15 protein-coding genes and 2 pseudogenes are annotated in these 21,004 nt (G+C 68.2%); 4 read left to right on the top strand and 13 right to left on the bottom strand.

What is annotated here, in order from left to right:
* The first annotated feature begins 100 nt into the window (after positions 1-100).
* A complete protein-coding gene (locus DJ018_RS10775; protein WP_133254270.1) occupies positions 101-382 on the top strand; it encodes a hypothetical protein in 282 nt (93 codons plus the stop codon).
* A 243-nt stretch (positions 383-625) separates the two neighbouring features.
* Here the strand turns inward: DJ018_RS10775 and arsC are convergent, their stop codons facing one another.
* From arsC to DJ018_RS10760, 3 genes are read right to left on the bottom strand one after another with little or no spacing between them, the layout of a single operon-like run.
* On the bottom strand, positions 626-1,033 hold the full coding sequence (gene arsC, locus DJ018_RS10770) for an arsenate reductase (glutaredoxin) (protein ID WP_111514958.1): 408 nt from the start codon (positions 1,031-1,033) through the stop codon (positions 626-628).
* Between the two features lie 5 nt (positions 1,034-1,038).
* A complete protein-coding gene (gene arsB, locus DJ018_RS10765; protein WP_111514957.1) occupies positions 1,039-2,109 on the bottom strand; it encodes an ACR3 family arsenite efflux transporter in 1,071 nt (356 codons plus the stop codon).
* A 41-nt stretch (positions 2,110-2,150) separates the two neighbouring features.
* Positions 2,151-2,504 (bottom strand): ArsR/SmtB family transcription factor, encoded by a 354-nt coding sequence (locus tag DJ018_RS10760; protein ID WP_111514956.1) that lies wholly within the window; start codon positions 2,502-2,504, stop codon positions 2,151-2,153.
* A gap of 56 nt (positions 2,505-2,560) precedes the next feature.
* Between DJ018_RS10760 and arsH the strand changes: the two are divergent.
* Positions 2,561-3,288: pseudogene (gene arsH, locus DJ018_RS10755) on the top strand (arsenical resistance protein ArsH).
* Between the two features lie 233 nt (positions 3,289-3,521).
* On the opposite strand, the gene DJ018_RS10750 reads toward arsH, so the two are convergent.
* From DJ018_RS10750 to DJ018_RS10715, 8 genes and pseudogenes are all read right to left on the bottom strand, one after another.
* On the bottom strand, positions 3,522-4,934 hold the full coding sequence (locus DJ018_RS10750) for an alkaline phosphatase D family protein (RefSeq protein ID WP_111514955.1): 1,413 nt from the start codon (positions 4,932-4,934) through the stop codon (positions 3,522-3,524).
* A 50-nt stretch (positions 4,935-4,984) separates the two neighbouring features.
* On the bottom strand, positions 4,985-7,480 hold the full coding sequence (locus DJ018_RS10745; protein WP_111514954.1) for a TonB-dependent receptor: 2,496 nt from the start codon (positions 7,478-7,480) through the stop codon (positions 4,985-4,987).
* Between the two features lie 47 nt (positions 7,481-7,527).
* Complete coding sequence (locus DJ018_RS10740; RefSeq protein ID WP_111514953.1) at positions 7,528-8,556, bottom strand: FecR family protein; 1,029 nt, start codon at positions 8,554-8,556, stop codon at positions 7,528-7,530.
* Positions 8,553-9,107: an RNA polymerase sigma factor gene (locus DJ018_RS10735; RefSeq protein WP_111514952.1), complete on the bottom strand. Its 555-nt coding sequence runs from the start codon at positions 9,105-9,107 to the stop codon at positions 8,553-8,555. The genes DJ018_RS10740 and DJ018_RS10735 overlap by 4 nt, the downstream gene beginning before the upstream one ends.
* 274 nt (positions 9,108-9,381) lie before the next feature.
* Positions 9,382-10,296, bottom strand: a pseudogene (locus tag DJ018_RS19640) (esterase-like activity of phytase family protein); the annotation flags it as partial.
* Positions 10,297-10,400: 104 nt separating this feature from the next.
* Positions 10,401-11,417, bottom strand: coding sequence for a LacI family DNA-binding transcriptional regulator (locus DJ018_RS10725; RefSeq protein ID WP_111514950.1), 1,017 nt, complete (start codon positions 11,415-11,417; stop codon positions 10,401-10,403).
* Positions 11,418-11,481: 64 nt separating this feature from the next.
* A complete protein-coding gene (locus tag DJ018_RS10720) occupies positions 11,482-13,827 on the bottom strand; it encodes a TonB-dependent receptor (RefSeq protein WP_111514949.1) in 2,346 nt (781 codons plus the stop codon).
* Positions 13,828-14,176: 349 nt separating this feature from the next.
* Complete coding sequence (locus DJ018_RS10715; RefSeq protein WP_111514948.1) at positions 14,177-15,454, bottom strand: TetR/AcrR family transcriptional regulator; 1,278 nt, start codon at positions 15,452-15,454, stop codon at positions 14,177-14,179.
* A gap of 145 nt (positions 15,455-15,599) precedes the next feature.
* On the opposite strand from DJ018_RS10715, the gene DJ018_RS10710 reads away from it, so the two are divergent.
* Together DJ018_RS10710 and DJ018_RS10705 are read left to right on the top strand one after the other, a co-directional pair.
* Entirely contained in the window at positions 15,600-18,224 is a 2,625-nt protein-coding gene (locus tag DJ018_RS10710; RefSeq protein WP_111514947.1) for a TonB-dependent receptor, read from the top strand.
* A gap of 22 nt (positions 18,225-18,246) precedes the next feature.
* Positions 18,247-19,308, top strand: a complete 1,062-nt coding sequence (locus DJ018_RS10705) for a tyrosine-protein phosphatase (protein WP_111514946.1) — start codon at positions 18,247-18,249, stop codon at positions 19,306-19,308.
* Positions 19,309-19,594: 286 nt separating this feature from the next.
* Here the strand turns inward: DJ018_RS10705 and DJ018_RS10695 are convergent, their stop codons facing one another.
* Both DJ018_RS10695 and DJ018_RS10690 read right to left on the bottom strand, forming a co-directional pair.
* A complete protein-coding gene (locus tag DJ018_RS10695) occupies positions 19,595-20,257 on the bottom strand; it encodes a glutathione S-transferase family protein (RefSeq protein ID WP_165842880.1) in 663 nt (220 codons plus the stop codon).
* A 17-nt stretch (positions 20,258-20,274) separates the two neighbouring features.
* Positions 20,275-20,943, bottom strand: coding sequence for a glutathione S-transferase family protein (locus tag DJ018_RS10690; RefSeq protein ID WP_111514943.1), 669 nt, complete (start codon positions 20,941-20,943; stop codon positions 20,275-20,277).
* Positions 20,944-21,004: the final 61 nt, after the last annotated feature.

The following is a 21,004-nucleotide window of genomic DNA, read 5'->3' as shown; positions in this document are numbered from 1 at the left end:
TTCGCCCACACGAGGAACAACGCCAGCCCACCTAAGGTTGACGGCCGGGACTGTGAGAACACTGCAGGTCCCCGTGGTTTTCGCTGTTTGGGGTTTTGGGATGAATATTGAGAAACAACTCGCAGATGCGACGGCGGATCGCCGCGCATTCCTGTCCACAGCTGGCAAGCTTGCCGTGATCGTGCCGCCAGCCATGACCGCGCTGCTGTCCACCAGCATGAGCTCGCCAGCGATCGCCGCTTCGGGCGGCGGCGGCATCGTCCGGGGCAACAACGGCGTCGGCAACGGCCCCGACCCGCAGCCGCCAGGCAACCCGCCGATGAACGACGGTCCCGGCACCGGCCCCGGCAACCCAGGAAATCGAGGCGGCCCAAACCGCTGAGCCGTAGGGCCAACGCGTCACCACCTGTCGCTCGAGGGGTGGTGACCGCGTACAGGGCCCGGCCCCGTTCGCAGGCGCTCCAGCGCAGCCACCAGACCGCTACCGCCTGTAGCTCCCGTTTCGGCCAGAAGCCGCTGCGCGTCGGCGAGCAGATCGTTCATCCCACGATGGAAGCCGTACCGCGAAGGTCCGCCATGGGTCGGTAGCGGACTTTGGCTCCCGCCTAGAAGCCGACATCGCGGGCTAGAGTCGGACCCCTTCGCCGTCCTCTTTGGTGAAGCTGGCGGGTCTGCGCTCCAGCAGGTCCAGCACCGCCTCGGAGGGGCGGCAGAGCCTCACGCCCTTGGGCGTCACCACGATCGGCCGATTCACCAGGATCGGCTGCTGGGTCATGGCGTCGAGGATCGTGTCGTCGCTAACGCTCGGATCGAGCAGGCCGAGTTCGGCGGCCGGCGTGCCCTTCTCGCGCAGGATGTCGCGGGGCCTCGCGCCCATAGCGTTCAGCAACTCCTGCAGCTGAGGCTTGGTCCAGCCGGCCTGAAGGTACTGAACGACCTCAGGCTGGTAGCCGGCGGCCTTCACCATGGCGACCGTGTTGCGCGACGTGCCACAGGCCGGGTTGTGGAAGATGGTGATCGGGAAGTCGGACATGCAGTTCACCTCGTGATTGGCGGGGCGCAACGCGCCGCCACCCGTTGAACGGCCGCGTCGCGCTCGTACCAGCCTTTGGACCGGTTCACGATCGCGACGATGGTCAGCATCACCGGCACCTCGATCAGCACGCCCACGACCGTCGCCAAGGCCGCGCCCGACGAGAAGCCGAACAGGCTGATCGCGGCGGCGACCGCCAGTTCGAAGAAGTTGCTTGCGCCAATCAGGGCCGAGGGACCGGCGACGCAGTGCGCTTCACCCGTCGCGCGGTTGAGCAGATAGGCGATGGCCGAGTTGGCGTAGACCTGGATCAGGATCGGCACCGCGAGCATGGCGATGATCGCCGGCTGGGCGAGGATCTGTTCGCCCTGAAAGCCGAACAGCAGCACCAGCGTCGCCAGCAGTGCGGTCAGGGAGAGCGGGCCGATCCGACCGAGCACGCGTTGCAGCTCAGGCTCGCCGCCCCGCTTCAGCAGCGTGGAACGGACCAGCTGGGCGAGCACGACCGGCGCGATGATGTAGAGCCCCACCGACAGCAACAGCGTCTCCCAAGGCACCGTGATGGCGGAGAGCCCGAGCAGCAGGCCTACGATGGGCGCGAAGGCGACCACCATGATGGCGTCGTTCACCGCCACCTGACTGAGGGTGAAGTGCGGCTCGCCTCGGGTGAGATTGCTCCAGACGAAGACCATGGCCGTACAGGGCGCGGCCGCCAGCAGGATCAGGCCGGCGATGTAGCTGTTGATTTCCCCAGCCGGGAGGTAGGGCCGGAACAGGTCGCTGATGAAGACGGCGCCCAGCGCCGCCATCGAGAACGGCTTTACCGCCCAGTTCACGAACAAGGTCACGCCGATGCCGCGCCAGTGCTGGCCGACCTGGCGCATCGCGCCGAAGTCGACCTTCATGAGCATGGGGATGATCATCAGCCAGATGAGCACCGCCACCGGCAGGTTCACCTTGGCGAGCTCGGCGGAGCCAATGGCCTGGAACACAGCCGGGAACAGATGCCCCAAGCCGACGCCTGCCACGATGCAGAGCGCCACCCAGAGGGTGAGGAAGCGCTCGAAGCGGGACATGGCTTTCGCACCAGCGGCCGGCGCGGGAGGAACGAGACTCATCAGGCGCAGGCGCCTTCCGCTGAGCACGCCTGGCTGGCGATGGCGGCGAGCGGCGCACAGATCTCCGGCGAGCCGCTGCAGCAGTCTTCCATCAGGAAGGCGAGCAGCTCGCGCATCGCGTCGTATCGCGCCGTGTAGATGATCGACCGGCCTTGGCGGCGTGGCTCGATCAGGCCGGCATGGCTCAACACGTTGAGGCTGGCGGAGAGGGTGTTCGGCAGCACGCCCAAGCGCCGGGCGATCTCGCCCGCAGCCAGGCCTTGCGGGCCCGCCTGAACGAGCAGGCGGAAGGTCGAGAGCCGGCCTTCGTGCGCCAGAGCGCCGAGGCTTGCGACGGCGGACTTGGTTTCCATATTTCGACAATACAGGAACAATGCGACAGACTAAAGTCGCTGCGTGAGGTGCGCCGATGACCGACTTTCCCGCCCTTGAGGCGCAGTACCTCGACACGCCGACGCTGGAGAAGCTTGCGCCGCCGAGGATCTCGACGCATCCGCCGCGCATCCTGCTGCTCTACGGTTCGCTGCGGGAACGGTCCTACAGCCGCCTGTTGACCGAGGAGGCGGCGCGCATCCTGCAACGCCTCGGCGCCGAGACCCGCATTTTCGATCCGCGCGACCTGCCGCTGCCGGACTCCGTCTCGCCGGATCATCCGAAAGTGCAGGAACTGCGAGCGCTCTCGATGTGGTCGGAAGGCCAGGTCTGGTGCAGCCCCGAGCGCCACGGGGCCATCACCGGCATCATGAAGGCGCAGATCGACTGGATTCCGCTGGAAGTCGGTAGCGTGCGCCCAACCCAGGGACGCACGCTCGCGGTCATGCAGGTCAGTGGAGGTTCGCAGTCGTTCAACGCCGTGAACACCCTGCGCCTTCTCGGCCGCTGGATGCGGATGATCACGATCCCGAACCAGTCCTCCGTCGCCAAGGCGTTCAGGAGTTCGAGCGGGACGGTCGCATGAAGCCCTCCGCCTACTACAACCGCGTCGTGGACGTGATGGAGGAACTCTACAAGTTTACCCTGCTGACGCGGGACCGTTCTGACTACCTGGTCGACCGCTATAGCGAACGGAAAGCTGACGGCCGTCTGCCCCACGGCGCAGATCTGGCGGCGGCCGCGATGGAGCACGAGACAAGGTAGACGCCCGTATCATCCGGTAAGCGGACATTCCGAAAGTCCGCTCGACACCCAGAGCGGACATCTGGGTGCACTTCAGGCTGAGTCTCTCCCCTCGGTGCCGCCGTGGCGGTGTAGGCCCTGGCAGCCGTTTGGCGAGCATCTCAAAGATTACAATGCACAACCTGGACAGTGCTCTGCCTCTCTGCGCGCAGACGCAGAGGCTGCTGTTTCGGGAAGCCACATCCGAACAAAGCTCAATAATAGGCGCGTCCAGCTTGGGCGCGGTTCCAGCGCTCGCGCGAAAGAGCGTCGATCTTCTGGGGCCAGGTCTTACGGCCCGGAGTGAGCTCCGACGCACGCAGCTGAACAGGCGGCCACACGGCATGACCCCCTTCGTCCCGCAGTTCGAGCCCGACGGTGGGATCCGGCGGCGCAAGGTCGAAGTCTAACAAGCCGAAGTTCACGTCGCCCGAGAACGCCTGTCGCACCCGCAGTATGGGGCGCGCGGCGAGGTAGAGGTCGACGGTGTCCTGGGCGAGCGGCGAGGACACCAGCTCGTAAAGATCGTAGCCGCCGCGCTCCGACCACGGCAGGCAGTTCAACTCGCCATAGTGAGTGTCGCCAGACAGCAGCAGCACGCCCGTCACCCCGCGTCTGGTGATCTCGTTGAGGATCAAGTCCCGTTCAAAGGTGTAGGAGGCCCAGGAGTCGGCGCCTTCCGGTTTGCTGTCGTTCCAGCCGGAGCCGGACACCAAGACCTTGAAGGTCGCGCGGCTTGCCGCCAGTCCGTCCAACAACCAGCGCCGCTGCACCGCGCCAAGCATCGTCTTGCTGGGCCCGTCCGGCTGGTCGTTGGGATCGCGGTGGAAGCGCACGTCGAGAAAAAAGAAGTCCACGCCGCCGTAGGACCACCGGAAGAACGCGCCCAGCGCATTCTGCACGCCGAGCTCCGGATTGGGCCAGTAGCGGCGGAAGGTGTTCAACGCCTCCACCTTGCCGGGGTGGCGGCGGTCGTGGTCGTTCAGGCCGTAGTCGTGGTCGTCCCAGATCGCCAGCTGGGGCGTGGTGGCCATGAACCGGCGGATCTCCGGCAGGTCGCGTTGGCGGCGGTACTCCTCCGCGAGGATCTCGGGCTCGGGCGTGTCGGCGTAGACCGCATCGCCGGCCCATACGAAAAGGTCGGGACGGGCCGCCTCGATGGCGCGCCATATGGGCTGCACCGGGTAGCGCGCCCGCCGCGCACACGACCCGAAGGCCAACCGGAATCGGGACGGGAGGACGGGTGCGGTGGTCAGGCGGAAGGGCTCATGACCCGCGTCGTCCGGGTTGGGCCGGCCGTCCACCAGCACCCGGTAGTGGTAGGTCGTCGCCGGCTGCAGGCCCTCCAGCCGGTGAACGAGCACGAAGTCCTCGCCCCTTCGGGCGGTGCGCGGGGTGGTTCGCCGCGACCCCGAGAAGCCCGGATCGGGGGCGAATTCGATCGCTGTGGCGAAGGGGCCGCTGCTGCGCGTCCAGATGCTCGCCTCGTCGGGTCCGCAAGGGCCCAGCACCGGGCCTTGCATCAGCCGCGGGATGCCGCGCCAGTCGATGTTCGACTGCCCCGCCGCGCCCCCCGGGAGGGCGGCGCCAAGGGCGGATCCGATGAGGGTTCGTCGGCGAAGGGCCATGCTGCGTCTCCCTGCGACGGCCCGCCTGAGGCAGGCCGCCGCTGGTGGGTTTAGAACGCGAACCGGGCGCCCACGCCATAGGTCGCCGGCGCGCCGACCAGGCGAGCCGCGCCGTTCAGCTCCGGAAAGTACACCTCGTCGGTGATGTTGCGGCCATAGGCGTAGAGCGACCAGTCTCCGGGCGCGGTCAGCTCCACCCGGGCATTCACCAGGGTATAGGCCGGCGCCGTGTTGCCCGGACTGGCGTTCAAGCGGTTCGACTCCTCGCCGTGGTGGGTGACCCCCAGCCGGCTGTCGAGCCGCCAATCGCCGGCCAACTCCAGGTGGTGGTTGAGGGCCAAGGTGGCCGACACGTCGGGGGCGCCCGGCAGGGGATCGCCGACGGTCTGCAAAACCTCCGCCACGCGGTTCGAGCTGAAGGACAGCACCTCGGTGTCGAGGAAGGTCGCGCTTGCGTCGAGGTAGAAGCTCTGACGCCCGGTGCGGAACAGTTCGGCCCCGATGGTGATTTCGGCGCCGTCGCTGCGCGCACGGCCCACGTTGGCCCGCCCGTTGGTGTCGTTGGACAGCCGGGTGGTGGCCTGCAGCTCCTTGAACCGGTACCGGAACGCGTCGAGCGAAACCCGCAGGCGCGAGGTGGTCCACCGCAGGCCCGCCTCGTAGGCGTCCACCGTCTCGGACGCGAACGGCTGGGTCTCGGCGACCGTGAAGATCGAGGTGCCGTCGAAGCCCCCGCCGCGATAGCCCGTGCCCGCCGACACGAAGACGTTCAGGTCCGACGTCACGTCGTACTTCAGCGTGAGGCGGCCGGAGACGTTGTCGTCCTCGAAATCCTCGTCCCAGACGAAGGGATTGGTGGTGGCGAAGGTCGTGGTGAAGGTGCTGATGCCCCAGGGGTTCCGGTCCACGTTCCGACCCCGGTAGCTCGCCGTGTCGCGGGTGTAGCGCAGGCCGGCGGACAGTTGCAGCCGCGAGGTCAGCCGGTAGTCCGCCTGACCGAAAGCGGCGAGGCTGTCGCGCTCCTGCTGATGCAGGTTGTCGTAGATCGTCAGGGCGGAATAGCTGATCCAGTTGGTGTCGAAGTCCACCTCGTCGCGGACAAAGAAGCCACCCACCAGCCAGTCGAGACGGCCGCCCGTCTCATCGCTCAGACGAAGCTCCAGCGAAGCCTGGCTGAGCGTCTCGTCGGCGTCGAACTGCGAGGCGGGATAGGGCGAGCCGTCGCCGTTGCCCTGGACGGCCCGTTGGGAGCCCTGCCAGCCGCCCACCGCCGTGAAGTTCAGGTTCTCGCGGACGCGGTGCTCCAGCATCGCGGAGCCGCCGTAGATGTCGATCTCATGGCTCGGATAGGCGACCGAGTAGAACTCGTAGGGGTCGGCGTTCTCGCCGGCGTTGGCGAGGGTGGCGTCCAGGCTGCGCGCGATGCGGTCATACTGGCGCGTGTCGCCGCGGTCGCGGCTGCCGAACAGCTTCAAGGTGAGCTCGGTCTCGGGCGCGAAGGCCACCGAAAGGGTTCCACGCCCGGCGACGAGGTTCTTGTCGCCGAAGCCCTCGCGGCGGCCGGGGTTCACGAGCGGCGGAACCTGGGTCTGGACCACGCCGCGAACGGAGGGGCGGAAGCCCGCCAGCAGGCCCGCCCCGGCCCCGTCCATGAAGCCGCCGCCGGCTTCCGCGAGCACCGCGAGCCGCAGGCCCACCCGATCGGTCACGGGGCCGCCGACGGCCGCTTCGAAAGCCACGTAGTCGTAGCTGCCGTACTCGGCCCGGGCGCGGCCCTCCACCTGATCGCCCGGTCCCCGGGTGATGGCGTTGATGACGCCCGCCGTGGTGTTGCGGCCGTAGAGGGTTCCCTGCGGCCCTTTCAGGATCTCGATCCGTTCGAGGTCGAAGAGCGGCATGCCGAGGTAGGCGTTGGACGTCTGGTAGACGCCGTCCACGTGAAGCGCCACCGACGGGTTGCCGTTTGGCTTGTAGTCGTCGGCTCCGCCGATCCCGCGAATGCTGATCAAGCCGTAGTTGGTGCCGCCGAACGCATAATTCACCGAAAGGCCCGCCACCTCGTCCACGAGGTCGGTGACGCTGGTGATGTTGCGGCGCGTGGCGTCCTCGCCGTCGACCACGGCGACGGCCACCGGCACATCCTCGATGGCCGCGGCGCGCTTCTGGGCGGTCACCACCAGCTCCTCCATCACGGAGGGTGCGGCGGCGGTCTCTGCGGTGATGGTGTAGGTGCGCTCGCCCGTCGGCGTGGCCCTCAGCCCGGTTCCGACCAGGAGCTGGCGCAGCGCCTCGCGCGGTTCGAAGTTCCCGGACACACGGCCCGCCTGCCGTCCCCGCACCAGCGAGGGCGCAAACAGCACCTGGACGTCAGCCTGGCGGGCCAGGGCGGTCAAAGCCGAACCCAGGGGCTGGCTGTCGATGGCGATCGGCCCGGGCCGTTCAGCGCCCTGCGCGGCAGCGGCGTGGGCCGTCATCAGCGCCGCGCCCGCGCAGCAGGCCAGAAGGCTGCGACGGAGGAGCCCGCCGCACGAAAAGAAGCTCGTCATGGTGTTCGCCCCAACAGTTCCGGTCGGTGACCGTCGAACCCAGGAACTCAGGGCGCTGGCGAAGCCTCATCCTGTCGCGAAAATTTCATGGAAGCCGCGTCACCACCCTCAACCCGGCCGCCCGGAGGCGGCTCTACTCGCCACAAGGCTGTGTCGACTTGCCGGACCTGCAGCCCAAGGGAGGACAGCGCCTGCGCGAAGTCGCGCGCCCCCTCATAGCGGAAGGCGCCGGACACCCGCGTCGCGGCGGCGGCGTCCGCCACCACCAGCCGGTCCGCCGAGTACCGGTTGAAGGCCGCGGCGACCTCGCCCAGCGGCCAGTCGTCGAACACGAGGAGGCCCTCGCGCCACGCGGTGGCGCGCTCGACCTCCGTGGGTCCGAGCTTTCGGAGGCGAGCCGGCCCGGTGAGCACCTCGCCCCCCGTCACCCGCAAGGGGGCGGCCCCACGGCGGATCGTAACAGAGAGGGACGCCGTCTCCGAAAGCACCTCAGGCCCGCCCGGGCCTAGTGTGACCTGGAAACGCCCGCCGGGGCAGCGGGCGGCGCCCTCGCCCGCCACGACAACGAACGGCGCGCCCGCCAAATGCCGGGCCTCGAACCAGGCCTGGCCCGCCATCAACCGCACTTGTCGGCGTTCGCCGCCGAAATCGAGCTTCAGACGGCTCAGGGGCGCAAGCGTCACGGAGGAGCCGTCCGGCAGAGGCGCAACGAGGCGCTCTCCCGCGCCTGTCGATATCGTCGCCGCTGCGGCGGTGGCGAAGACTAGGGCCCCTCCGCCCGCCCCGGCCGCCGCCCCCGCGCCCGCCAGCCCCGCCATCAGCCGACGGCGGTCGACGCCGGACGCGGTCTGCAGCGCCTGGGCGCGCAGGGTCAGCAGGTCCGGATCCGCCGCGGCCGCCTTCAGGTCCGCCCAGGCGGCCTCCACTTCGTGCAGCGCGCGGGCGTTCTCCGGGGAGCGCGTCCAGTCGGCCAACTCCGCCTGCTGCTCGTCCGACAGGGCGCCGGCGTCGCAGCGGGCGAACCACTCGGCCGCGGGCTCGCACGGCGCCGCCGCCGTTTTCCGCCGCCACCTCATCCGCCCGTCTCCTGCAGCGCATCGCGCAGCACGATCATGGCGCGCGCAAGGTGCTTCTCGACGGCGCTGACCGAGATGCGCAGACGTGCGGCGATCTCGGCGTGGCTCATGTCCTCGAAGCGCCGAAGGATCACGACCGTGCGGGTGCGCGCCGGCAGGGCGCGCAGGGCCGAGCGCACGCGGGCCAGGTTCTGGCGCCCGCCCACCACCTGCTCCGCGCCCGGCGCGTCGTCCGTGGCGTCCAGGCCCTGCAGGTCGAGGCGGGCCGGCTCCGGCCAGCTGCGGTTGCGCCGGGCCTTGTCACGGCAGAGGTTCGCCGCGGCTTCGAAGACATAGCCGTCGACGTTGTCCAGCGCGGTCAGGTCGGGGCGGCGAAGCAGGCGCAGGAAGAGCTCCTGGACCATCTCCTCGGGCTCGCACGAAGGGCCCAGGCGGCGCACGAAGTAGCGGATCAGCGGACCGCGTAACCGCCGCGCCAGGTCGGCGAAGCTGCTCGCTCCGTCGCGGAGGCCCGGTGCGGACAGGGATGCTTGCAACGCCGCCTGGCTCATCGGCGCGCTCCGTCGCATCAATCTGCAACGAACCTGTGACGCGGCCATCATCTGTCTGTGTCGAGCCGCTTGCGGCCTGAGCCGGACCTCTCGATCTGCCGCCGGTGGCCGGCGGACAACTTCGGACACGGTCGCGCGGAGTGGTTCGTTGCTGGCGGGGGACGTCCCATGGCGGAGACCGGCGCCGGACGTTTCGGTCAATCCGGCCCGGGGCGCAGTTCCCGAAGCGCAGAACAACCAGCCGGGTCGGTGTGCCGACTTCGAAATTGTTGTCCGAGAAGAGGATCAGCGAGGGAGCGCCATCGACCAGTCGCGGCCCCCAGGCCATGGCCTCGAGGTTGCCGACTCCCGGCCCCTCAAGCTCGTCGAAGTTCAGAAGCAGGGTCTTGCGGACCGACCGCACGACGGGACCGGCCAGGGCCCGCCGTCTTCGAACATCGTCCGCCTGCGAGACGTCGGCGAGATAGAGCCGGATGTGGAACGTGTAGCGGCCGCTTGGGCCCTGAACGCCGGACCGCTCCAGCACCAGCAACCGATGCGCATCGACGGCGAGGATCTCGCTTACGCCGTTGTCGGCGTTCCGGCCCGCTGGCGGACGTTCCGCGGCACGGTCGATCGGATAGGCGTACTGGGCCAGCACGCGCCCGTGGCGGCTGAGTCGAGACAGACGCACCATGGCGCCTTGGTCCGAGCTGGCCGGCGGGCCGTCTTCAATCAAAGGCCCCTCCAGCGAGACCCAGAGGTCGCGGCCGTCGGCGCTCCAACTGAGGCCTTCGATGACCGCGTTGCGCCGAGGGCCGCGCCGGCCGGACGGGTCGAAACGGAACTGCCGCGGCAGTGGCGCCTCCCTCACCGCGCCGTCCGCGCCGCTCCGCCGGATCCGCGCCGGGCGTCCGTGATCGGGGTCGCCTTCGCTGGCCCAGACCAGCCCGCCGCGGGGATCAAGGCGCACGGCCTCGCCGTCCGGCGCCTCCTTCCCTGAGCCCGGCGGGCCAAAGTCGCCGACGGACGGGCGGAGCGCAGTCCACGGACCAGGCTCGAACCGGACCACGCCCGCGGCCAACCGCATGGAAGCGGCGTAAAGCCGGGCGGGCCCATGCTCCGACTTGTCATCGCTGATCAGGACCCAGGTTCCTGAGCGCCGGTCATAGTCAGCGCCCGAAATCCCGCCGAACGGCGGCTCGCCCACGCCGGGGCCCAGGGCGAGGCGCGCCTCGAGCCTCACGAAAGGCTGCGCCCAGCCGGCGGACGCGACGAGGGAGATCGCCAGCGACAGACCCAGTCGCGCCCATCTCACGGCGGGGAAGGTCCCGTCGACTCGCGCGCGGCGAGTCCGACCTTGAACACCAGACGACGGTGCGGCTCCTGCGGGTTGGCCATCCGATGAAGCAGCCGCTCGACCGCAGCCTCGCCCATCTCCTCGACGGGCATCTCGATGGTGGAAAGGGCCGGCGCGTGCCACTGCGCCCAGGGGATGTCGTCGAACCCGATCACCGACACCTGCTCCGGTACAGGCACGCCAATGCGCCGCAGCTCGCGCATCGCGCCGATGGCGATCAGGTCTGCGCCGCAGATGATCCCCGTGGCCGTGCTCGAGGCCAAGGCCGTCCGCACGTCCGGCTCGAGGTCCACGGAGAAGGCGTTGCTGACGGTCCAAGCCAAGCTTCCACGCGCCTGGATCCGCGCGATAGCCGCCTCGGCCCGCTGCCGGGCGCTGGATGCGGCATAGGGCCCAGTGATCACACCGATGCGTGTGTGACCGAGATCAAGCAGATGGTCCGCCGCCAGCGCCCCGCCCTGGGCATAGTCCGCCTGAACCACATCGTAGCCGTCCAGCGCGCGGTCCAGCACAACCGCTGGCACGCCGCGAATGAGGCGTTGCACCGGCCCCGTGTCATCGATCGGGAACCACACGACGCCGTCGACGCCCTGACGGACCAGCAGATCCACGGCTGTCAGTTCAGACTGGGGCGAACCTTCGGTATCGGTGAGCAGAACGCTGTAGCCCTGCGCCCGCGCCGCCTGGATCACGACCTGCGCCAGACTGGGGAAGAAGGGATTGGTCAGATCCGGCACGATCAGGCCGATGGCGTGAGTGCGCCCAGTCTTCATCGCCTTGGCGCTCGCGTTCGGCCGGTAGCCGAGCTCGGCGGCCACCTTGAGCACATGGGCTCGCGTGGCCTCCCCCACTGAACCGGCGCCGTTCACGGCATAGGAGGCGCTGGCCAGCGATACGCCCGCAGCCTTCGCCACCTCCTTCAGCGTAGGCCGGACAGACGCCCTTCCCGCTGGCGCATCCCCCTTGGACATTCGCCCCTCCTGCCGCCGAGTTTCCCCGGTGGAGCCTCGCCAATCCCCTGTCAACGCTTCCGGATCAGAACTGCGCCCGCAATGAAACGGTGACGGTTCGCGGCGCGCCGACGAAATAGCGGTCCAGCGTGCGGACCGTCGCTCCCGTCTGCAGGCCGAACTCCGGTTGGGTCGCCGTCGACCCGCTGACGGCGCCGAGGAAGGCCTCGTCGAACAGGTTGTCCACGTTGACCTGCAGCCGCAGATCAGGGCCGCCCGCCGGCCGGAAGTCATAGGCGGCCATCAGACCCGCGACTGTATAGGCGTCGATCGTCTCCACGCCGGCCTCGCGGAACGTGACCGGCTCAATGATGTGGCCGCCGACCCGTTCGCCGACGTAGCGCACGTTCAGCTCAAGACGCAGGGCGGACGTCGGCTTCCAGCCGGCCTGCGCGTACAGGCTGTGCTCGGGAATGTCGCGCACCCGCTTCCCGCCGATCACGCCGACCGAGGCCAGCGCGCGCCGTGCCGCGCTGCCCGGCGCAGGATCCTCGTGCTTGGCGTCCTGGTAGGCATAGGCCGCGTAGAGGTCGACCGCGCCGAAGTCGTAGAAGCTGGAGAGCTCCACGCCCCGATTGACCTGGCCGGCGATGTTGGCGGCTCGGGTCGCGACATTGCCCCGGACCACTTCGTCCGGCTCGAGCGCCGCCGTCGAGTCGCGCGGAACGATCCCGACGTTGTTCTTGAGGTCCACGTGATAGGCCTGCAGCAGGAAAGCCGCACGGTCGGAGACGAAGCGCACTCCCGCGTCCAGGTTCTCGGTTCGAACGGGTTCCAGGTCGCCTGGGCGGATCACGGCGGTCGATCCTAGGAAAGCGTCCTCCGGAATCCCCGCGAAGTTCCGGGCCCAGCCGCCGAACAGCTCGAAGCCGCGGCCGAGCGTCCAGGCCGCGCCGATCTTGGGGTTGAGGTCGGAGTTCTGCGAGAACTTGACGTTGGCCCGGTACTCTAAAGGCGAGCGCGCGTCATAGGCGACGTCGTACCAGGTGGCTCCGAGGTCAAGCTTCAGCCGGTCTCCGAACGCCCGCACCTCGTCCTGCACGTAGAACATGGTGGTTTCCACCGACGCTGTCCGCTCGTACTCGACATAGCTCAGCCGGTCGCGGTCGTAGGTGATGCCCTGGGCCGGATTGATGATCGGGTAGAAGTTGCGCCGTTCACTGGAGTCGCCGCCCTCCCACCAGCCGCCCGCGCGCAGGTTGTGGCGGCCGAAGGCGGCGCGGATCTCGCTCGTGACGCCGTAGCGTTCCCGGTCACGCGGCGTGACCCGCATGTCTGCCGGTCCGCCGACTGCGTTGCTGTTGCGCAAGGTGGTGAGGGCTGGCCGCTGCGCGCCCCCGGTGGCGCCATAGCCGGTCACTCTTCGCGGATCGCCGCCTGTCAGCACGCGCGACCGGTCCTGGTAGCGGAAGGATTCGCCCTCCAGCGTCTGATAGTACGGGTTGAACGCGACGCTGACCGCCTCCCCGAGCTTCAGATCCACGTTGACGTAGGCCAGGAGGTCATGCCGCGCGCCGCCCAGCGCGCCGCCGAAGTCGACGTCCCTTGCCGGTATGCCGCTGATCACGTCGGTCGCCCGGTCGCTGCCCGGCGCCGCCTGGAATTCCCCGAGCGTGACGATGTTGAAGTCGTTGTCGACCTGGTCGTTGTAGGACACGCGTGCGCGGATCGTGGAGCCGCCTTCGAATCGCTTCAAGGCCTTGATCTCGATGTGATCGCGCTCGGAGCCGCGGCTGCGGCGGCCGGCCCACACATCATTCTCCTGGTGCGAGGCCGACAGGTAGGCGGAAAGGCCGGCGAACTCGCCGGTGTCCAGACGGCCATACACCCGGCGGAAATCGTAGGATCCGGCACCGGCCTCGGCGGCGCTCCCGGCCTGCCGCCGCGGATCGTCCGTGACGAAGTCGATGAACCCGCCCAGCGCGAAGCGCGACGGCGCTCCGATGTCGCCGGCGCTCTGCGAGACATCGATGCGGCCGATGTTGCTGCTCTCGATGAACCGTTGCGGCGGCGAGCCCCCGTTGAAGCGGCTGTCGCCGGTCGGCACGCCATCGATCGTCAAGCCGATCTGCTCGTCGGTGAGCCCGCGCATATAGAGTTCGAACGAGAAGCTGCCGCCGCGACTGTCACCTGTTGAGACCTGTACCCCGGGAATCTTGACCAGGCTTTGGGTGATGTCGGCGCCGAGGGGTCGGGCGCGGATGTCATCGGCGCCCAGCGCGGCGCTGGCCCGCGTCAGTCCAGAGCCGAACCGCTGCGCGGTGACCACCACCGCCTCCAGTTCCTCCGGCTGGACCTGCGCCGCAGCCGGACTGCCGCCGCACAGCGCAACGGTCAGACCGGCCGAAATGAGGTAATCAGATCTCGTCATACGTCTCGCTCCGCTCAGGAAGTGAAACGTTTCATATTTGCGAGTGACGACACTCCGATGACGGTGTGCGACGACAGCTCAGCGCCAGAAGCCGACATTCGCGCTCGGTCCAGAAGCAGACATTCCGCCTGCCTGGAGTGGCGCGCCTCACTTGGTCTGCTGAACGTCGGTCATGGGTGGATAGCGAAGATCGACCTCCAGCTTGGAATTGGACCTTTCCGGTACAGGCGGCACGCAGTTCCCCTGCGCAGTCGGCGAGCATGGAATGATCGAAGCTACTGCAGTGGGTTTTCTACCCTGTAAGGCGACATCTGCGCCCAGCCTTAACCAGACACCCTGGCAGCGACGGCTAGCGAACGGCCGAGACGCAGCCTTCACCAGCGTCGCTGGCCGCTCCTGCGCCGAACAATCCTTCAAGGTTCATCCGCGCACGCGGTCTGAGCCACGCGTCGCGTTCCAGTGGCTCCAAGCCATAGACGCCTCGGATCGAGCCCATCAGCAGGGTCGAGATCATGTGGGCGTCCAGGCGATCAAGCGCATCGCCGGCCTGGACCATCTCGTCCAGCAATCGCATCGATCCTTCACCGCGCCCGGCGCGGAGCTGTCGCGCCACGCCCGCCAGCTCAGGTTCGCGAGCGGAGAACAGGATCAACTCCTCCAAGGCGGTTGCGGCCGGATGGAGGTCGCCGCCCGGTTTGAGAAGGAAGTCTACGAAGGAGTCCGCGATGGTCCGCGGGGACAAGCTGGATGGCGAAGCCCGGCGGTTGGAGGCCCCCTCCTCCGTGGCGCGCTCATGCAGGCACCGGAAGGTCGCGTGGACCAGACTGGCCTGGCTCGGAAAGTGGTGGGTGACGTTGGCCAGGGAGGCCGTCGCGACCTGAGCCACCGCCCGGTGAGTCAGCCCCTCGACGCCATGCAGTCCGACGATCTCGATCGCCGCGTCCAGCATGCGCACCGCGGCCTCCGATGTCGGCGGGCGCCAGTCGCCCGCGCTCGCCGCGCCCCGGCGCTCGGCGTTGGCCCGCCAGCCATCCCACCCCGGCAGGTCCGCCCGCCGCCCGGAGAGCCGAGCCGCGAACCGCATGCAGGTCTGCGACAGCCACGGCAATTCCTGGATCCAATCGGCCTCCGGGCCATGCACCAGCGTTGCGCCCGCCGCGAAGTCCGACAGCGTCGCCCCGCATCTCTCCGGAAGGCCGGATCGCGCGCAGACCTCAGACCAGAAGGCGTCGGCCGCAGCCTGATCCCTGGCGGCCGTGGCTCGCAATGACGGCATCCGCGCCGCGAGCTGTCGGAACTCGCGCACCGCCAGGATCGGCGAACGCTGACGGCAGAGGTCCTGAATCAAAGCCTGCAGCCACGAAGCCAGGCTCTCCGGAGGCGCCGCTTCCGGCGCGGCGGCCAGGACCCGCGTCCGCCACTCCGCCGCCTGACGGGACGCGTGTTCGAACGCCGCCGCCAGCAGGCCTTCGCGCCCTCCGAAATGGTAGTTCACCGCTGAGGCGCTTGCCCCCGCTCGTTCGGCCAGGGCGCGCGCGCTCACGCCTCGCACGCCTTCGGCCATCAGGATATCCAGCACCGCGGTGATCAGGCGGCCCTGCGGAGTGGCGGCTGCGCTCTCTTTCACGAGGCGTTCCTAGCCGATTTTCACGCGTCGCGCACGACCGTACAATCGTTCTGATAATCCCGGTTTTCACGGAATTGTCGCCGTATCGTTGCACCGCACACATGTTCGACGGGTAGTCGGCCCTTGAATTTTTTCGGGGGACCTCATGTTCATTATCCGCCCGCGGCCCGCTCGCTCGAGCTGCGCCGCCCAACTGTTCGCCGGCGCCGCCGTTCTGGCGCTGAGCGCCGGGGTCGTCCGAGCTGAGGCTCCAGATGACACGGTGGACGAGGTCATCGTCACCGGCTCCATCGTCGGAAGCCAGATGGCCGCGCTCCAGCAGCAGCGCGCGGCCGACAACCTTGTGAACATCGTGGCCGCCGACAACATCGGCCAGTTCCCCGATCAGAACTCGGCCGCCGCGCTCGCCCGGGTTCCAGCGGTGGCTGTTCAGCGGGATCAGGGCCAGGAGCGCTATCTTCAGGTCCGTGGCGCGCCCAACCGCTGGACCAGCGTCTCCATCGACGGGATCACGGTCATCGGCGTGGATGAGGCGGGCGGGCAGCGCGCCTTCCGCTTCGACGCCGTTCCGGCCGTTATCCTGAGCGCGCTCGAGGTCAACAAGTCGCTGACGCCGGATCTTTCCGCCGAGTCCGTGGTGGCCCGCGTAAACCTGCGCACCCTGTCGCCGTTCGACCGCCCTGGCTTCAGCGCTTCGGCCGACCTCGGCCTAGGGGAAATGGACCTGGGCGGCGGCAAGCAGGAGCAGTATTCGGCCCGCGTCTCCTGGTCGGACGAAAGGTGGGGCTTCGCCGCCGCCGCCTCGCACTATCTGCGCGAGCAGACCACCGACAATCGCGAGTTCGACTACGACGCCGCGGGCGTGGCCAGCGCGATCGACGTCCGCAACTACCTCGTGGAGCGCGAGAACAACGCGCTGATGGGGACCATTGAATTCCGGCCGGCCGACGGCCACTCGGTGTTCGCGAAATCCCTCTACACCGAGTTCAACGACGACGAGCAGCGCAACCAGTACGTCTTCCAGATCGGCTCTGCCGCTTCGGGCGTGCGGGGCGCCAGCCGGGGCGACCTTGTCGGCGTCCCGGTGCGGGGCAGCTTCAACTACGGCAAGTACCGCAACTGGAACCTGATCAACACCATCGGCGGCGATCACCAGATTGGCGGCTGGACCACCTCCTGGCGGGTCAACCAGACTGAGACGGAGAACACCACCGACCTGCCGCTGGTGCTGCAGCAATACTCCTCCTCATCGGTCGCCCTGCGCCCCTCGCTCAGCTACGACCTGTCAGACCCCAACCTGCCGGTGATCACGCTGTTCGGCACTGTCCCCGGCGCCACCGCGGGATCGTTTGCGCGCGGCGCGCCGCTGGCGGCGCTCAATCAGGGCAACTTCAACCAGAACCTGGTGCTGCCGCTGACCTCGGCCGTCACCTCGGAGAGCTGGATCTACAAGGCCGACGCCACGCGCGCCCTTCAGTGGAACGGTCAGGAGGTCGAGGTCTCGTTCGGCGCCCAGTATGACGACCGCCAGATCGACGGCGCCATTCTCTCCGGCGTCGCGCCGCCGGTGGCGATCTTCGCCTTGTTCCCCACCGTTGGTCTCAGCTTCAACCCCGGCGCATACGTGACCGACAGGCCCTGGGATTCGGGCTTCCCGCGCGGCTTCGACGTGAACTACGTCGACAACGAGCGCATGACCGCGGACATCCGTTCGGGCCTGGCTGCGCTGCAAACCGCCGGCCGCTACGACCCGTCCGTCAACACAGCGCCCTCCGACCGCTACTCCATCGAGGAGAAGCTGCTGGCCGGCTACGGCATGGCGAAGTTCCGGGCCGGGCCGGCGGAAGTGGTGGCCGGCCTGCGGGTCGAGCGTCTGGATCAGACCATCCAAGGGTTCGTCACCGCAGGGGCGGTCGTCACTCCGCTGAAGGTCGAGAATGACGACACCCAGCTCTTCCCCAGCTTGAACGCCAAGTTCGAGCTGTCCGAGGACCTCCTCCTGCGACTGGCCGCGCAACGCGCCATTTCGCGGCCGTCGTTCGGGACGGTGCGCACCGGCGCGTCGGTCAGCGACGTCAACGAGGTGGTCTCGGGCGGCAACCCGCTCCTGGAGCCGGAGAAGACCTGGGGTCTCGACGCCTCGCTCGAGCGCTACCTGCCGGGCGCGGGTCTGGTCTCGGTGGGCGCCTTCTACCGCCACGTGGACAATGTGCTGTTCAACAGCACCACGGTGGTCGGCGACGATCGCTACAACGCCGGCGGCATCAACCGCAGCGGCTACGACTACACCACCACCCTGAACGGCGACGACGGCAAGCTGTACGGCTTGGAACTGGCCTATCTGCAGCAGTTCGTCTTCCTGCCGGCGCCGTTCGACGGCCTCGGCGTGCAGGGGAACCTGGCGTTCCTTGACGGCGAGTTCCAGACGCCGGACGGCCGCACGGCGCCGTTCCCGGGAACTTCGAACACCATCGTCAACGCGTCGGTCTACTACGAGAAGCACGGCCTGTCCGCGCGTCTCAGCTACCAGTGGCGAGACGACTGGGTCGATACCCTGAGCCTTGTGGGCTACGGCGACCAGTACCGGAAAGCCTACGAGAGCCTGGATCTCTCGGTCCGCTATGCGCTCAACGACCGCTTCTCCGTGTTCGTCGACGCCAACAACCTCACCGACGAGACCTACATCGCCTACGAGGGCGACGAGAACCATCCAAGCGAAGTCGAGCAGATCGGCAGTCGTTGGATGGCCGGTTTCCGCTTCACCTACTGACCCTGATCACGGAGCCCAAACCATGCGTCTTCTCGCACTGCTGGCGAGCGCAAGCCTGCTCGTCTCCACGTCCGCCTTCGCCCAGGTCTCCGACGCCGCCGTTGAACGGACCGGCGACACGCTCACCGTCACCTGGAAGGCGAGCCCGAACGCGGCGGTCGACGTCCTGGTCGCCGAACGGCCCGACGCCCCCGCCTCCGCGCTCAAGCTGGTCTCGAACGACGATCGGGATGGCCGCCACACACTGGCGGCGCCCGCGAGCCGGCGGCTCTACGTCACGCTGCGGGGCGCCAAGGGCGAGACCCTGCACGTGGCCGAACGCGTCCTGCCGGTCGAGGGCGTGCAGAACTTCCGCGATGTCGGCGGCTACCGCACGATCGACGGCCGCCGCGTCCGCTGGGGCGTGATCTACCGCTCGGCCGGCCTTTCGCAGATCGCGCCGGGTGAAGCCGACGAGCTAGGCAGCCTGGGCATCCGCACCGTTCATGACCTGCGCTCCAAGGGTGAACGCGCGAACGAGCCGACGCGCTGGCCTGGCGCTGGTCAGCCGATCATCAAGGCCCGCGACTACGACATGGACATGAGCGGCTTCGCTAAGGCGTTCGCTGGCGGCATCAACGAAACCAAGGCGCGCCAAACCTTCGCGGCCTTCTATCCCGGCATTCTCGACAGCCACAGAGAGCAGTTCCGCGAGCTCTTCCAGACCCTACTCTCGGCGGAGGGGCCGGTTCTCTACCATTGCTCCGCGGGCAAGGACCGCACCGGGGTGGCCACCGGCCTGGTGCTGACGGCGCTGGGCGTGCCACGCGAGACGGTGCTGGCCGACTACGCGCTTTCGAACCGCTACTACCGCATGAACCTCTCCCCGGCTGCGAACCGCGCCCCGACGGCCGAGATGCGCATGTTCGCCAGCCTGCCCCCTGAGGTGGTCAAGGTCTTCCAGGGCGTCGAGCCGGAATACCTGGAAGCGGTCTTCGACGAGATTGATCGCCGTCACGGCGGGTTCGATGTCTACCTCCAGAAAGAACTAGGGGTGGGCCCGGCCGAACTCGCCAAGCTCAAGGCGACCTACCTCGAGCAGTAGGGCGCCGGCCCGAGCGCGGCTGCACACAGATGGCGGCGCTCACCCTCCTGTCGGCAGGCCGGTGGGCGAGCGCTCCCTCGTCGTTGGTGTTTTGGACGAAGTTCACCCTGCCCGCCGCGGTAGCCGGGTTCCGCTTCCTGCTCGCAGCTGAGTTGATCCCGCCCGCTCCGCAGATGATCCCTGCCGTCCAGGTCGGATCCACGGCAGATCTGCTATGCGCCAAGAGGGGACCTTGGTTAGCAGCCTACAAGCAGACGTTCAGCCGTCCCGCCCTGCATGCCCCTGCTCACCTCCGCCAGTGGGGTGGATAGGCAGCCTCGTAGCCCCGCATCGTTTCTAACCGCGACAACCAGGCCCCGAGTGCTGGCAGACGCGCACCGAGGTCTTCGAGGCCGAGCGCCATCTCGACAGCCTCCGGGCGCGCTGAGACCCGGCGCAGCATTTGGATATGCGGCAGGGCGACGATGTCGGCTGCCGTGATGTGGTCATCCGCCAGATAGGGCGTAATCGACAGCGCCTCGTCTATCCAACCGAGCGCGTCGTACGCGCGAACGGCGGCCGCCCGCATGCCCTGAGGATCGTTCGTCGCCTCGCCGCGTAACAATGGGCGGACGACCTCCACGAGCAGATCGCGAGTGTAGTTCTCGAACTCGTTCACGCGCTGCCAGATGCGGCCGTGCTCCTGCGGCGTCTGGCCGAACAGCGGCACGGCAGCATAGGTGCGGTCCAAAAAGGCCATGATCGCCACGGACTCGTAGAGCGCCGCGCCGCCTGTCTTGAGCACCGGCACCTTGCCTCGCGGATTAAGCTCTAGGAATGCGGGCGAGCTATGCTCCTGCTTGGCCAGCTCCATACGGTGAGAGGCGTACGGCACGCCCTTGTATTCGAGCGCCAGCTGTACCCGCCAAGCGTAGGGGCTGCCGCTGATCCAGAAGAGTTCGTGATCCATGGTCGAGCCTTCCGCGCTCACAGTTGGATACCGGCGGCTTCGAGCGCGCCATCGATCCGCGCATCGACCTCACGCTTCGTTTGAGCCCACGCAGGCACCGTCTCCAGCAACCGCTGCTGCCAAGCCACGAGGTTCGGGAATTCACCGAGCGGTATCTTCGTCCGGTGGGATTGGGAGAAGGGCGCTGCGATGTCGAGGTCCGCCAAGGTCACCCGATCACCGACAACAAAGCGCCGATCCGCTAGATGCGCGTCCAGCACGGCCGCGCCCGCCCGGATCTTCGCAAACGCCAATCGGACGATGCTCTCATCTTCGGGCTGGCCCATGAGGCGCTTCCCGATCCGTTCATCGAACGTGAGCGTCGCGAATATCCGCCACTGTTCGCCCGACCAGAACATCCATTGAAGCACCTCATACCGCTCGCGCGTGGAGGCCCCGAGCAGCTCGCCGCCCGCCTTCTCCGCGAGGTAGAGGTTGATCGCCGAGGACTCGTAGAGAACGAAATCGCCGTCGACCATCACAGGCGAGAGGCCATGGGGGTTCAGCGCCAGGAAATCGGGGGTCTGGCTCTCGCCCCTGAAGAGGTCGATGTTCACGCGCTCGAGGGCGACGCCCATGATCGCGGCTGCGGATGTGACGCGGCGAAGGCTTCCCGAACCGGGGTCGCCATAGATCTTGATCGGCATGAAGACGTGATCCTTGCGGGACGGTGCCAGTCCCCCCCGCCTGATCCTGAGGCGCGGGCGG

Origin of the sequence: Phenylobacterium deserti (assembly GCF_003254705.1) — a bacterium.
GTDB lineage: Bacteria > Pseudomonadota > Alphaproteobacteria > Caulobacterales > Caulobacteraceae > Phenylobacterium > Phenylobacterium deserti.
This window is presented reverse-complemented; position numbering and strand designations above follow the sequence as displayed.